This window comes from Chryseobacterium formosum, assembly GCF_026460885.1.
Taxonomy (GTDB): Bacteria; Bacteroidota; Bacteroidia; order Flavobacteriales; family Weeksellaceae; genus Chryseobacterium; species Chryseobacterium formosus.
Genome location: NZ_JAOVZW010000031.1, coordinates 48,321 through 62,791, shown reverse-complemented (window position 1 = coordinate 62,791; position 14,471 = coordinate 48,321). Strand labels below are relative to the sequence as shown.

General features: G+C 33.2%; 15 protein-coding genes. All 15 read right to left on the bottom strand.

From position 1 onward, the window contains the following. Window positions 1-44: 44 nt before the first annotated feature. Entirely contained in the window at window positions 45-1,919 is a 1,875-nt protein-coding gene (locus OF897_RS20365; RefSeq protein ID WP_267267505.1) for a leucine-rich repeat domain-containing protein, read from the bottom strand. A 30-nt stretch (window positions 1,920-1,949) separates the two neighbouring features. Then, window positions 1,950-2,519, bottom strand: a complete 570-nt coding sequence (locus OF897_RS20360) for a hypothetical protein (protein WP_267267504.1) — start codon at window positions 2,517-2,519, stop codon at window positions 1,950-1,952. Between the two features lie 36 nt (window positions 2,520-2,555). Next, window positions 2,556-2,780: a hypothetical protein gene (locus tag OF897_RS20355; RefSeq protein ID WP_267267503.1), complete on the bottom strand. Its 225-nt coding sequence runs from the start codon at window positions 2,778-2,780 to the stop codon at window positions 2,556-2,558. 16 nt (window positions 2,781-2,796) lie between these two features. Next, window positions 2,797-3,654 (bottom strand): hypothetical protein, encoded by an 858-nt coding sequence (locus tag OF897_RS20350; RefSeq protein ID WP_267267502.1) that lies wholly within the window; start codon window positions 3,652-3,654, stop codon window positions 2,797-2,799. A gap of 8 nt (window positions 3,655-3,662) precedes the next feature. Continuing rightward, a complete protein-coding gene (locus tag OF897_RS20345; protein WP_267267501.1) occupies window positions 3,663-4,577 on the bottom strand; it encodes a DUF4274 domain-containing protein in 915 nt (304 codons plus the stop codon). Window positions 4,578-4,633: 56 nt separating this feature from the next. After that, window positions 4,634-5,755 carry an ankyrin repeat domain-containing protein gene (locus OF897_RS20340; protein ID WP_267267500.1) on the bottom strand — a complete coding sequence of 374 codons (1,122 nt, stop codon included), beginning with the start codon at window positions 5,753-5,755 and terminating at the stop codon, window positions 4,634-4,636. A gap of 147 nt (window positions 5,756-5,902) precedes the next feature. Further along, window positions 5,903-6,463, bottom strand: coding sequence for a DUF7822 domain-containing protein (locus tag OF897_RS20335; RefSeq protein ID WP_267267499.1), 561 nt, complete (start codon window positions 6,461-6,463; stop codon window positions 5,903-5,905). A gap of 172 nt (window positions 6,464-6,635) precedes the next feature. Continuing rightward, the gene (gene arr, locus OF897_RS20330) at window positions 6,636-7,061 is read right to left on the bottom strand and encodes an NAD(+)--rifampin ADP-ribosyltransferase (RefSeq protein WP_267267498.1); all 426 of its coding nucleotides are present in this window, start codon (window positions 7,059-7,061) and stop codon (window positions 6,636-6,638) included. A gap of 174 nt (window positions 7,062-7,235) precedes the next feature. Next, window positions 7,236-7,502 (bottom strand): hypothetical protein, encoded by a 267-nt coding sequence (locus OF897_RS20325; RefSeq protein ID WP_267267497.1) that lies wholly within the window; start codon window positions 7,500-7,502, stop codon window positions 7,236-7,238. A gap of 233 nt (window positions 7,503-7,735) precedes the next feature. Further along, window positions 7,736-8,341, bottom strand: a complete 606-nt coding sequence (locus OF897_RS20320) for a Pr6Pr family membrane protein (protein WP_267267496.1) — start codon at window positions 8,339-8,341, stop codon at window positions 7,736-7,738. A gap of 256 nt (window positions 8,342-8,597) precedes the next feature. After that, on the bottom strand, window positions 8,598-11,009 hold the full coding sequence (locus OF897_RS20315) for a glycoside hydrolase family 2 TIM barrel-domain containing protein (protein WP_267267495.1): 2,412 nt from the start codon (window positions 11,007-11,009) through the stop codon (window positions 8,598-8,600). Between the two features lie 614 nt (window positions 11,010-11,623). Next, complete coding sequence (locus tag OF897_RS20310) at window positions 11,624-12,214, bottom strand: hypothetical protein (protein ID WP_267267494.1); 591 nt, start codon at window positions 12,212-12,214, stop codon at window positions 11,624-11,626. Between the two features lie 80 nt (window positions 12,215-12,294). Beyond that, window positions 12,295-12,777, bottom strand: coding sequence for a hypothetical protein (locus OF897_RS20305; RefSeq protein WP_267267493.1), 483 nt, complete (start codon window positions 12,775-12,777; stop codon window positions 12,295-12,297). A gap of 276 nt (window positions 12,778-13,053) precedes the next feature. Then, window positions 13,054-13,629, bottom strand: a complete 576-nt coding sequence (locus OF897_RS20300; RefSeq protein ID WP_267267492.1) for a hypothetical protein — start codon at window positions 13,627-13,629, stop codon at window positions 13,054-13,056. Window positions 13,630-13,694: 65 nt separating this feature from the next. Next, window positions 13,695-14,429 carry a hypothetical protein gene (locus tag OF897_RS20295; protein ID WP_267267491.1) on the bottom strand — a complete coding sequence of 245 codons (735 nt, stop codon included), beginning with the start codon at window positions 14,427-14,429 and terminating at the stop codon, window positions 13,695-13,697. Window positions 14,430-14,471: the final 42 nt, after the last annotated feature.

The window sequence follows — 14,471 nt, the reverse complement described above, 5'->3', positions numbered from 1 at the left end:
TAGGATATATATTATAAATGAACAAGTTGAAATAAGCAGCTTTCTTAATCATACCAGCCTTTCATAATTTTTATACCTTTAATTTTCTTTTTTATCAACGTCTTAAAATCTTTGTTTTTGTACAAAGGACAGTTTTCCAAAGAGATTTTTTCCAGATTTTTCATATCCAGAATATCGTCAGGTAATGTTTCTATATCAGAACATTCAAAACCAATATGTTCCAGATTTTGAAGTTTTGAAATACCTTTAGGAATACTTTGGAATTTTGCATTAGATAAACGAATGTTTTGTAAATTGTGACAATTGTACAAAACCGAATTTAGTTTTTCTAAACTACAAGCAAACATTCTGAAATAAGTCAGATTTGTCAGATTAGAGAAAGAATCTGGGAGTTCAGTCATTTTTGCATAGTCTAAGCCTAAAGTGTTGAGGCAATTATTTGGTGAAATCGGCTCTGAAATATCCGAAAAATCTATGTGTTCAAAATCCAATTCACTTGCTTGATTAAAATGATTAAGTACTTTTCCGAGTGATAATTTGGTTTCTTTATCTCTTCTTGTATCGTCGCGGATTTTTAATTTTTTTATGCTTTTTGGTAAATGAAAAATGTCGTCTGTTATTTTTTGATTGGCACGAATGCGCAATTCACGAAGATTCGTGAGCTTCGTAAGGGGTGCAGCAATAATAAAAGGTGTGTGATAATCTTCCAATTCAATCTTTTCCAGACTCGTTAAACCTGAAATAGCATCAAAAATATCGAAAGTGCCGTATTTTATTTTAAAAGATCTAAGATTTTTTAATTGCTTGAATGAATCGGGTAACGCTTTAATCTGCAAATGCTCCAATTCCAATTCCTCCAAATTTTCTAAGCCTTCCATATTATCAGGTAGAGAATTTATTCCTGAACCTTTTATTGTCAGCTCTTTTAAGTTTTTCAACCTAAAAATACTTGATGGAATAGTGGCAACATCAGATCCAATATCTAAATTCAGTGTTTCTAAGGTTTGTAATGCATCAAAATTATCGGACAGCTCTTTTAAATTCCAGCAGCGAATTTTCAAATATTTTACTGCATTTGCACGAAACAGATTTTCAGGAAGGTAATTTAAATTATATTCACTGATATCAATTTTTTCTTTGTTTAAAAACTCATCTTCATCCGCGTTATCTTCCAGTTCAATCGCCTTTCTTGCGTTTGTGTAAATTTCTGCGTTTGGAAAAGTTTTGATTAAACGGCGCATGATTGCTGTATCTTTATCCAAATCAGATTGCGCAGTGTTTATTTCTCTGATATTTTTAAGATTGAAAAAACCTTCTGAAAGCATTTTAACATCAGTATAAACAAGATCGACGATTTCCAAATTCGTTAATTGCGAAATATCAGGGATCGTTTTTAAACTATAATTTTGCTTGAGATTAAGAACACGCAATTTTTTTAATTTCAATATAAAATCAGGAAGTTCTCTCAACTTATTGCAGCTTACATTCAAGACTTCTAAGTTTTCCATTTCGCCAATTTCTACTGGTAACGTTTCCCACTGTTGATTTTCAACATGTAGTTCTGTAACATTTTTTAAATTGGAAATACCACTTAACGAATTTGGAATTTGATGTGAATAATGCGAATCACGCCACGCATCAACACGAAGTTTCGCATTCAGATCTAAAATATTTGTAAAGAAAACAGCATCGGCAGGAAATGTTTTGATAACAGCGGCTTTCTTTTCATTATTTAATTTCTCCCATTTTTTCGGCAAATCTACCAAAGATTTGAGTGTTTTTCCACCAATTGCCTTTAAAAGGGATTCATAACGGGTAATAATGTTGTTTTCTAAAGCTTTATCGGTTTTTAGCTCAGCTAAAGCCGTTGTAATATGAGTTGAATCCCACGTTTGTATTAGATTAATGGTATTTTTCATTAGTTTTTATGTAAAATGGAAAGTAAAATATTAAAAATAATAATCCTCAATACTGAATGAAGCCGTATCATAGCTCATTCCTTCTTTAATATGAGTTAATAAACTTTCGTCATTTACTTTAAAGGTTAAAAGATTTGAATCTTCATTTATTGAAACTATTGTGGGTTTGTCAATAATAATTGTATCTGCTTCATCCGTAAAATCAGCCACATTCATGTTGGTATATATGTAATGTTTTCCATTTTCTGTTCCCCAGCTATCAAATCTACTTCGATATTTTCGTTCTACATTTCTTTTAGCTTCATCATTTGAAAGGCTTTCGTATTCTTCTTTTTCAATGAATATTTTTTTTCCAAGTAAATATTCATTTAGCTCTGAAATCTTATCTTTTTCTGGATGATTGTCAATTGAATTCTGCCATTCTTCTTTAGAAATTGGTAACTCTTTCCAGTCTAGATCTCTTGAAGTATTGCATATAATTTGTAACGCAAAATCTTTACTGCCTATTTTTTTTCCGGCATCGGGATGAATATAAGTAACTTCTGTCGTCAGACTATTTTTTTTGATGTTTTTTATCTTTATGTTGTACAATGTTGCCATAATCTTTTTATTTATATTTTAATTAGTTATGTTTTTTTAAGTTGTATTTTCAATAATCTCGCCTAATTTTTGAGCAAAAAAATCATTATCTTTCATATTAACCATTCTCCATTTTTCTCCATCATATTTTGAAATTAAAATAGAATTTTCTTCGTCAAATTTAAATGTGTAATAAATAAATCCTTCTATTTTGTCGACATTTCCTGTAACTTCAATGTTGTAATCTGTGTTGTTGAAGTTTAATTTAATTATTTCTTTCATTTAGTTTTTTATGTTTTTATTCAACAAAATAGGCAGTACTGTCAAATTCCGCCTCGTTTTTTATGAGATCTTCAATATTTGGAAACCATGAATTATGAATTAATACATTTACAGTAACCATTTCAAGAGGGTATTCTTGAAGTGTATTGATCCAATTTTCTCCATTATGCTGTATCTTATATTCAACAGTTTTTTGTAATAAATCTTTCCACCAATGATGGTTGTAATTTTCCCAAGAATTATTATCGGTGATCAATATTCTGGCTTCTTCTTTTACGCCCCAAATGATTTCAGTATTTGTTATAAAATTGTCAAATAAATCTGCATCATTTTTTTCAAACCATTCTGCAATCGGGAAATGAGATGGAGTAGAGTCGGGTAGATTAGATAAAAGACGTATTAAAAATTCCCTGTATTGCTCACCCCAAAATATCTTTTCATCAACATTAGGAAGCGTAACTATGCCGTCTTCAATTTGAGCTATTTCTATTTTTAATTCTTTTAAAGGAAATTTTGAAAAACCATCTATAGACAAGTCTGCAAAAATATGATACCATAGAAGAGCTTCAGCAGAAGTCAAATTTATAATTTCACCAGAGTTATTATTCTCTTTTAAATGGTTAAACTCGTTATTGTACAGTCTGAAAATCAAATCGAAAAATGATAATCCTTTATGACTGTAATTTTCAGAAAGTATAGAAAAGAATTTGTCGAAATCCATTTCAGCAGAGTCTGTATTGACTCTTAATCTATCAAGCCAATCCTCAAAACTAAAGTCTTCATCTGAAAAACCAAAGCAATAATTGAAGATTTCCTTTGTACTTCTTTCTTTTACTGAATAATCAGTTATTCTGTATTTGTGTATTGTTGACATTTATTTTTTTATTTAAGAAATTTTTCTATTACTTTTAAAGCTGATTCGTTGTTGTTTTCTTTTGCCAAATCTATCGGGGTTTTTCCATCTGCATTTTTATGGTTGAGGTCGGCTCCCATATTGAGTAACGTTTTTAAAAATTTTGCACTGCTATATTTTCTCCAAAACTCATGAGTAGATGCTAATTGTTCATGAAGGACGGTATCTCCTTTTTGATTTACCGCATTGAGTTCTGCACCGTATTGTACCAGTAGTGTAATTAATTCTATGTTTTTACAAGAGCTGCATTTGAAAAGAATAGATTCCTTGGGATGTCCGGAAGGCTGTACATCTACATCGGCTCCTTTTTCTAATAAAAAAGTAACAAGAGAAATAAGATTTTTGTTTTTCCAATGACTCACGGCTTTAATTAGCGGATTGAAGCCATTAATACAAAGATTCAGAATGTCGGGGTTTCTTTCCAGTCTTCTTTTTACCTCTTCCAAATCTCCTTTGGTACCACATGCATCAATTAGATATTCTGCCTCGATATAATTTTTCACAATCAGGCTGCTGTTTATTCCCTGTGTTGGCTGTAACAGTTGTGACGGAATTTTTTTTAGAACAGATCGATCTTTTGGAATACGGTCTTCATCCGGAGTATAGCTGATTGTTTCAGGGAAATTATTTTCAAGCAATAATTTTTCTGCTTTTTTCATTAATTTGTACCCGTTAAGCTGCCACCCTTCAGGAACATCAGTTTCAGAATTATATCTGCTGTAATAAAAATTAGGATCAGCTCTCCAATAAATCATCAAGGCGGTTGCTTTGTCGCAATGTTCGCTGTTTAAGGTTTCATATAGTCTGTTATTTCCGTTATCCCAATTATAGAGTTCCGTGCTTACAAAAAGCTTTTCTGCGCGGGTAAAATTATGTGAGTCCATTTAAAATTGTTAATTAAAAACTTTTTTATTTCTTTCAAAGCCAATTGTAGAAGCCATTAACTTAATAGCTCAACGATTTGTTGTTTTTCTCTTGCTTTTGCTAATGTTAAAGCTGTGTGTCCTTCAGCTTCAATATTTTTATCAGCTCCGTTTTCCAAAAGCAATTCCACTATTTCTTTACGTCCCATTTCAGATGCTCTGTGTAATGCGGTAAATCCTCTGTCGTCTTTAGCATTTACTAATGCTCCGGATTTCAATAGTGCTTTTAGATGTTCTATTTTATTAGACTGAGCTGCGTTCATGATTGGGGTTGCTCCTTGAGTCGTTCTTATATTTGGGTCTGCTCCTAATTCTAATAGTTTTAGCAATGATTCAGTATTTTCCGGTGCAATTGCCCAATGTAAAGTTGCCAAACCATCGCCTGCCAAAGAATTGATGTTTACTCGATTATTGATTTGATTTTCAATTTCTTGTATGTGCGATTGTGCAACCGCAATGTGTAGCAAAGAATGGGAACGGAGCTTTCCTCTTGGCGGAATGATAAAGTTTTCTTCGAAAATTCCGATGTGTGCCATATTTCCGTAACTTGAAAATGCCCAAAGTCCTGCACTTCTTGTATTAGAGATGAGTTCTTTAGGCAAAGGTGCGGGTATAGTTTCTTCAAGAGAATGACTGATAAGAAGAAAATTTAGAAAAGAATTTGTAAAAGCTTCTGTTTCTCCTTCTGTGAATTCTCCAATTATATTTTCGATAATTAGATGATCATGTTTTTGAGAAGTTTTAGCAATTACAAAAACCTCCCTTAGCCAGCTACGGATAAAAATCAAATATTCTCCGTCAAAATAAATACCCCATTTATGTTCCATTGTCTCCGGTTTAAATAATACTCCCGGAGCTAAAGAACCATCAATAGGAAACCATAAATTAGATTTTATTATTCTGGTGTTTTTAGGTCTTTGGTTATAAAAGGATCTTCCATCTTCTGTACCATAAGATACAGCGTTAGTAGCCATTTGCTGACTTTGAGATGTTGAAAACATTTGCTGACTGATAGGTCTCAAGTCAAGCAGTCTTACATTCCATATATTTTCCGTAGGCTCTATCCAAGGTAAACTTTCCTCAGAAGTTTGTGATTCCTGCTGATTTTTTCTTCCAAAAAGTTTCTTGAAAAATGACATGATTTCTTGTTTTTTTAAGATGTGTAATTTGAATTATTCGTAATTATTTGGCATTAAATTAATGACAATTTATCACAATATAAAACCTGTATCATTACTGAAAATTAAAAAGATGAATGAATGTAGTGAATCTTCGACCAATAAAAATTATGATTTATTGAATGAATAATAGGAAACATACGTCCAATATACAGACAATGTATTGATATCATTTTTTATCTCTTGCAACCAATATATGTTATTAAATTCAAATACATTTTCAGGTTTTTTCTCAAGAATTTCATCTATATCTTTAGAGATTGAGATGATTTCGTTGTAGAGTGCTTCATTTTGCTCCTCAAGAGGGTAGATATCTCCCACCAGGTCATAAACTTCTCCTCCTTCCATAAAGAACAGATCTAATTCTCTTTCCGGATATTTTTCAAAGAAATCTTTTGTTTCCTGTATGAATCCTGTTATTGTTTCTATATCAATACCTGACTGAGTTTTGAGGTACTCTAAAAAATCGTATAATTTCTTCAGTCCATTTTTAAAATTTCCTATTAGGACGATTGGAAGTTCAAAGTTCCATATTTTAGAAGTAGACATTTGTGTTTCAGAGCCCAAAATGATTTTATAGAATAAAGGAATTTCATTTGGGAATTCCGATACATCACGGAATTTGGTTAGTTCTTTGTTTGCACTGTATAAATATGCTCTGTTTGCCATTGGTTATTAGTTTTTTTGAATTATTGGAGAAATTCAAATCTACGTATTGTGAAAATATCTTACAAATAATGTTTTGCGTATTGGCAGTTTAGAATTCAAAGATTGATCTAAAATTATTTTTATAATTACAATACTTGATATAATTTAAACAATTAATTAAAACTTGATACTTTTAATTAATTATTTCCGCATCCGGATTTTCACGAAGTTTTGCAATTCTTTCTCTCCAGTTTTGGAGTTCTTCATCGGTGAGTCTGATCCAATCTTTCAGTTCGCCAACAATTTTTAAAGGTTCTGTACTTCGGTAAGATCGGGTAGGATTTCCCGGAAATTTTTTATCGGTGACGTTGGGATCGTTTTCAAATGTTCCTGTCGGTTCTACAATATAAATTCGATCATGACCATCTCCTTCTGCCAATGCAGCAGCCAATCCGGCTCCGTTTTGTAAGGCTGTAAAGTAGATGTGATTCATAATGACTTCAGAACGATAATTTGAGTTGAAACCTGCACTGAGCAAATCTCCGATTTTCAAATCGGCTTTTGTACCGTGATAGAATGGACCTTTATCCAGAATTTGTTCATCTTTTTTGTTTTCCATTGTGGGAGTTTTTTGAGGTTGGAAGAACTTGTAAACTTAGGAATTTGTTTATAAATAAGAAGGCTGCTTTGGGAATTGAAAAATATATGTTTTGCTTTTTGAACGCAAAGTCTTTATTGACAATGAAAACAATTTGATTCGCAATTACATAACGCTGAATGATGTTGACTTATTTCAAGAGATTTTCGCCAATCTTACCACTTGATAAACCGCATGATTTTTTAATGATAAAGATCTCGTAATTTCTGGTATTGCCTGCAGATGCGCTTCACACAAATAGCCGAATTCAAGTTCTTTGATGACTTTGCAATGCTCGGAGATGAGTTTCTTTAATTTTTTATCAGCTTTATACAGTTCTAAATACACCAGATATTTGCTTTCGGAGTAATCTCTCGGCGTTCCGATGTCTTTAATGTATTTTTCTAAATCTTTATTAGCCATTTTGTGTATTTAATTTTAAATTAATTTTAACTCAGATGATGCTGATGACGCAGATTTCAATTGATTTGATAATTGAGACTGTCTGAAATTTTTATGTTTTTTAATCGCAAGGGAAGACAAAGCTTTTTGTAATAATTCTTTATAAAAAGATAAACAAAGGCATTTCATTTAGCACAGAAACATAATACTATTATTATGAACTGAATGAGTTCGTCTACAAACGTACAAATGACTTATTTTTTTTCAAACTTATTATTGATGGCAATTAATGCAGATCCGCTTACCAGAAATATAATGAGCATAATGAAAATATTAACAATCACCTGACCAAAACCCAATTTGTCTACATTCAAGAAAGGATAAGGATACCAACCAACCATGGAACCACGAATGAGAGAATAAATAAGATAAATTAAGGGAAAGATCAGCCAGTAAAAGCCGTTCTTCCAGCTGAGTTTGCCTTTATTAACCAAAAATAACCAATACAAAATATACAGAATAGGAATGGCAACATGAAGCATATTATCTAAAAACAATTGCCATCCGACAGGTTTCCAAATGCCTCGTAATACCGTATTGTACACCACAAAAACAATGAAAATATACAATGCAATGGCAGTTTTTACTGATAAGGTTGAAAAGAAATTCCCCAGTTTGGTTTTTGGGAAGAAAGCGGAAAATGTAAGGTTTATTGCTATTAAAGAATTACACAAAATAGTAAAATAACTGATGACATTGGTAAAAGTATCAGGCGAAATGTAAAACTGAAGAATCACGCAAAACCACGTTATCAATGCCAGCAGAAAAGCGGAAACAGTTTGGATGTTTGTGTTGTTCATATTCTGATAATTATTAAATGCTGCATTTCAAATTTAATAATTATTAAATGTTTCTTTTGGTTTTTGAGTGTTTAATTTTGAAAATTAATTGCTGCAAATGGAAAAAACCGCACAATTTTATCGTGCGGCAATGGTTATGGTAACCATTTTTTGTAACAGGATATGAATAATCAAATCTTCAAAAGATTGAACAAAAAACCACACGATGAAATCGTGTGGTTGTAGGGTTGTGCTTTTTTTTAAATTTATTTAAAGTTTACTTAGTCACAAAAGTTTGCGTAGCCTGCTTCAAACCAGCTCCTGTAATTTTCAATTTCACAGTACTATCTTTTTGTCCTGAACGCAGAATCGCCATTGCAAAACCTTTGTACATCGTCTTTTTGTTGCCACTGAATAAATCATCACTTGAATGATCACCATTATCAAGCGCTATTAATTTTGCCTCACCGCTGAGTTCAAAAGTCAGTTCGCCCGCTGCAGTTAGAACTCTGTTTCCTTTACTGTCAATTGCGTAGACTTTCACGTATTGCAAATCCATACCATCGGCTTTCCAGTTTGTGTTTTCTGTTTCAATTTTTAATACAACAGCTTTGCCTGTAGTTTTTAATTCGTGACGGGCAACTTCCTTGCCTGCAGTTTTAGCAACAGCGGTAATTGTACCAGAAGAGTAGGGAATATCTTTCCAATAAATGGTATTTCTTTTTCTAAACTCATCACTGTTTTTTTGTAAACCCAAAGATTTCCCGTTAATGAATAATTCCACTTCTTCGGCGTTAGTGTAGGTGTAAAGATTGTATTTTTCGTTTTCCTGACGGTTCCAATGCGCTGATATTATTTTCTGACCTACAATCTGGTCGTTCCACATTTTCGATTCGCCTTCGCTATCCACAATTCCAATGTGAACTACCGGTTCGTCTGTAAAAATACTTTTGGTCAACCACGCCTGCGGAAAAGTCTCCATTGAATGATTGAAAAAAGAATAGTTCCATCCTTTTCTCGGCCAGCCTTGTGATTCTCCCCAATATTCTATACCGCCCCAGTAGGCTAAACCTACCATTTTATATCTGTCCATACCGAAGTAGGGTGCTGCCAACTCATTGGTTACGGCCTCACTTTGATAAATAATCATATTCGGAGCGTGTTTTAAATAGGTCTGGTAATCGTCCCAGACGTAATTGAAACTTGCGACTTCTGTTACAGTGGCCAATTCTGGCGGAATGATGTTGGCTTCAATTTTAAAATCAGGATTTGCTTTGATAATGCCACCAGCACGCGCAGGATACATTGCAACGGTTGTTTTTCGGGTTGGGTCGTAACGTTTTGCCACCACATCCATCAGGCGGTATGTAGTAACACCCCAGTCGCTTGTCGGGAAATTCCAGCGTTCTTCTTGAAACTGCAACTCATTTCCAAGACTCCACATGATGACTGACGGATGGTTTCTGTCGCGTTTGATCCATTCCTTCATATTGCTGTACCAGATTTCATTCCAGGGTTTTCGACCTGCCCATGCGCGGATGCTTCCCCATTTATCATACAATTCATCCACCACCAAAATCCCTTTCTCATCCGCAATATCGAAAAATGATTCTGAATACGGGTTGTGCGAAGTCCGGATATGATTAAAACCAAAAGCTTTCAGCTGATCCATCATTCGGGCAATGGAAGTTTCATAGGCTGCGGCACCTACGGCACCCAAATCGTGATGATTGGCAACGCCTTTCAAAAAGACCTTTTTTCCATTTAGTTTCATCCCGAATTCTTTGGAAAATTCAATCGTACGGATTCCAAATTTTTTGGTCAGTTTATCTACCACTTTGCTATTTAAAACCAATTCCACTTCTGCGGAGTATAGATTTGGAGTTTCACAATTCCATAGTTGAGGATTGGCAACAGATACCTTTGGTAAAGCAACCTCTACTTCAAAAAGGTTTGATTTTTTCGGTGCCAGCGTTTTGGTTTCGGCTACCTGTTTGCCCTGAGGCGAAAATATTTTTGTATTGATTTCGAGTTCGTACTGCTTGTTCTGAATACCTGCGACTTCGACCTGTACTTTTACCTCAGCATTTTGATTTGAAATGTTTGGAGTTGTAATGAAAATTCCGTGACGTGCGATGGATACACTGTCTTTTACAACCAGATGAACATCCCGAAAAAGACCTCCACCTGTGTACCAACGGGAGTTTTCGTTTTCACCGGTAGATGCGCGAACGGCAACTACATTATCGGCATCGTATTTAATAAACTCAGCAATATCAGCTTCAAAACCAAGATACCCGTAATCGGTACCGCCAATTTTTTTTCCGTTAATCCAGACATCGCCGTGCAACATGATTCCTTCAAAATCAAGCAAAACTCTTTTGCCTTTCCATGCTTCATCGGCTTTAAATATTTTTCTGTACCAACCGATTCCCATGGTTTTGTATCCACGGTTTTTGCTTGCGTTCTTATCCCAAGGCTGCTCAATCTGAAAATCGTGAGGCAAATCCAATGGCCGCCAATCGGCATCGCTAAAACTTATGTTTTGTGCATCGGGCATATCGCCTGCTTTAAATTTCCATCCGAAATTAAACAGCTGTGAGATCCGCACATTATTAGTATTGTTTTGTCCGAAAAGCGATGTCGTATAAAAAATACAAACCAGGATCAGCGTTGCAATTGTTTTCATGAGGCTTTAAGTTAGTTTTGATTTAAATAAAGCTAAGCTTAAATTTGATGCTGACTGTCCTGCACTTTCGGTGCTTCAATAAAGGTTTGGAAAGGGATTTATTGAAATATTTAAAAATGCTCAAAAAATACAGACCTTTTAGTTTTACGAAGTTACACGAAAGGATGGTGCAGGAGCGAGGGGTATATAAATCACACGACGCAATTCTGCGGAAACGGAGTTTTGCAAGAGAAGAATATGAATCTATACTGCTGTAATATAAATTTACATCGTAGAAATATGAAATGACATTGCAACAATATTAATATACATCATAAGAATATTGTTTTACAAAAGAAGAATATTAATCTATATTGTTATAATATAAAATTGTATCGTGCCAATATAAAATAATATTGCAAGAATATGACTCTAGGTCACAAGAATATTATTTTATAACGGAAGAATATTACTCCACATTGCTATAATATAAAATTGTATCGTACCAATATAAAATGATATTGCAACAATATTACTTTACATCACTAGAATATTGTTTTATGACGGAAGAATATTACTCTACGTTGCTGTAATATAAGATCACATCGCACCAATATAAAATTATTTTTATCAAGTTAAATTTCTTTATTAATCAGATAGCCTCTGGATTTTAAATATTCATCAATTTCTACTTCAAATGGAAGTTCAAAACCATTATCTAAATCAAATGTTCCGGCTGAGTTGTCTGATGATTCTAAAAATCCGATCATTTTTGAACGGGTATTTTCTTTTGCAGTTTTCCAGCAGTTTTTAATGAAGTCAATTTCCAAACCGTTTTGATTTTCCCAATAATTTGCAAAATCCAAATGATTTTCAAGATTGAGATAGGCTGAATAATCGATATTATTTTCATTCAAAACCATTTTACACAACTCCTGAATATCAAAATAGGAGTAGTCTTCCAAAGCATGATCTTTCAAATGCAATTCTGCGATCTGTGTGGTTTTATCCGGAGCGTAATATTCATAATTGGGCAAAGCAAATAAAAATGGCAAAGGATTGGCAGCGTAATAATACAAACTGATTACTTCTATCTTTTTATCATCTTCTCTGAATTGATATTTCGAACTCAACACATCCATTAAAAAATCTGTCACTACCTTTTCTCTTGGAAGCAGGAAAGTGTTAATAAATGCTTCGTCAATTTTTGTTTCTATATAACCCATAATTTATTGTTGAGTATAAAATTAACAAAAAACCGCTCTGCGAATTGAGCGGTTTGTTATTTCAAAAAAAATCTTAACGATTAGAACTTTTCATTAGCTCCTTTTTGTGATGAGTTGTATTCAATTAAAGTTGCAAAAGCTTTCTTTAATCTTTCAACCAAACTGTTATCATTCTTGAATTCAAAAGGGTCTGCATAATCATTGTAATTTGGTCCTCCGATTGAGATATTGTTCGACGATGAATTTCTGAACTCATATTCCTTGCCACAATCTGAGAAACTTATTACTGAACTTTTTATAAAAAAGTCATCAGAATATTCGGGTGACGAACCAGTAATTCTATTTAAATATATTGTCGTATTGCAGCTGTAAACACCTACTTGTTTTCTGTATACAAATTCACCATTTGAGTAAGATATGAATACTCTGTTTCCTGCTAATTTTTCTTTCATTTTTTCAGCAATCCAATCCATGGTTTCCTGTTTGGTAGGTTTGGCTGATGCTTTTTCGGTGGCTGGTTTTGCAGATTTTGCAGGTGATTTTTTTTGAGCGTTTAGATTCACGCTTTAATTGTAACTAAAAGTACAACTGCAAACTTTAATTGTTTGGTCATAGTTTTATTTAATTATTTTTTTATTCACAGGTTGTTGAGTGGCTTCAAATTTACACATTGTTTTCATTATATACACATTATTTTGAACTTAATAGCGCAGACGTATAATGTGTTAAAAATAATGGATTATGTATCTGCCACAGCGTGTTTTTATTTTGAAAACTGAATGTAATACTTTTTATTATAGTACAAGCGAGGTACTCGTACCAGCATAGAGGGGAGGAATTTACTCCACAACACAGTTTCCAGTGATGATTGACTCTTCCATTAAATCCACAATTTCAGAGACAGAGATTGAAAAAACTCCAGCGATTCCTAGATCAAATTCTTTTTTCCAGTAATCGTAGCCGTCAATTTTATTGGGAAGATTTACTTTTTCGTTTTTTAATTCAGTAACACTTTTATCTAATGCTTTTTCAGTAATTGGAATGTGCGTGAATTCTTTTGCAAAACCTTTTTCCACATTAGGGTTTCCCACTTTTAAATTACCAATCGAGATGTGAATAACCTTTCCATGTGTTGGATATTCTTCTATTTTTAAAATTTTTAGGGTAGAGTTTTCTTCTCCTTTTCGGGTTTTGTAATTCCATTCTTGACCGACTGTGTATTTCATGGTTTCTGAGTTTTTGCAGTTGGTTAGAAAGAGAAGTAAAATTAGGGTTGTCAGAATTTGGAGTTTGATCATAAAGTGAAATTTTGTTTTACCAATCCACACGAAAGGATTTGTGCGGTAGCAGAGGTACTCAAGCTCATTCAGCTTAGAATCTTTTGAAGGATGATAATTATTTTTTATAGAATTCATGGTTTTATTTTTTATTAAATCGACATCCACATGGGCCATCTTTATTGTAAATGAGACAGATCAGTTTATCTTTTCCATATTAATTCAGAGGAATTTTCCAATTTCCAGGTCTCAGGTTTTACGATCTTATTATTAGGTAGCAATTCCAATATATTTTCTCTCATATCAACACCTGTAATAAAGCCAATTTCGTTACTATGTGCAATTTCAAGAAGTGAAAGAAATTCCTCCCCTAATGAATCATCATCATGAGTCAAATTCTCCTTGTCCAGGTAAAGATATTGAACATCTTCATGAGTTAGCCAATTGGCAATGCCCATTCCAGCATACTGAAAAGAAGGGTTCCAATCATCAAGGTCTCCGACGATTGAAAAGAAAAACGTTTCTTGAGATAGTTCAAATTGTCGCATTATTCCACCTTTTCCAAGGGGTAAATGTGGAAAAAAATCGGCACAGGTCTTAAAGATATAAAACTCAAAAAACTTACAAAAATGATAATGTATGTCTAAGTTATTTAAAAAATCTATCTGATCATTATAATCTCCTATTTTTTGATGTTCGCTATTTATTTTAAAAGTTTTGTCAAATGAGTTTGATATGGAAACAATATTTCCAATAGTTTCATTAACAAGTTTTTCTAATTCCTGTTTAGACAAATGCAAAGTACTTCCGGTAACATGAGACTTTAAGAATTCCTGACAATCAGCGGTTAAGTCTCCTGTTTCTCCTTTTAACGTAGGAACAATTTCTTTATAAAATTTTTTATCGTCGAATAAATGTAGCGTGCACCAATATCCCATTTGTATTGTTATTTTTGTTTATATTATTGCCAAGGTTGTGAT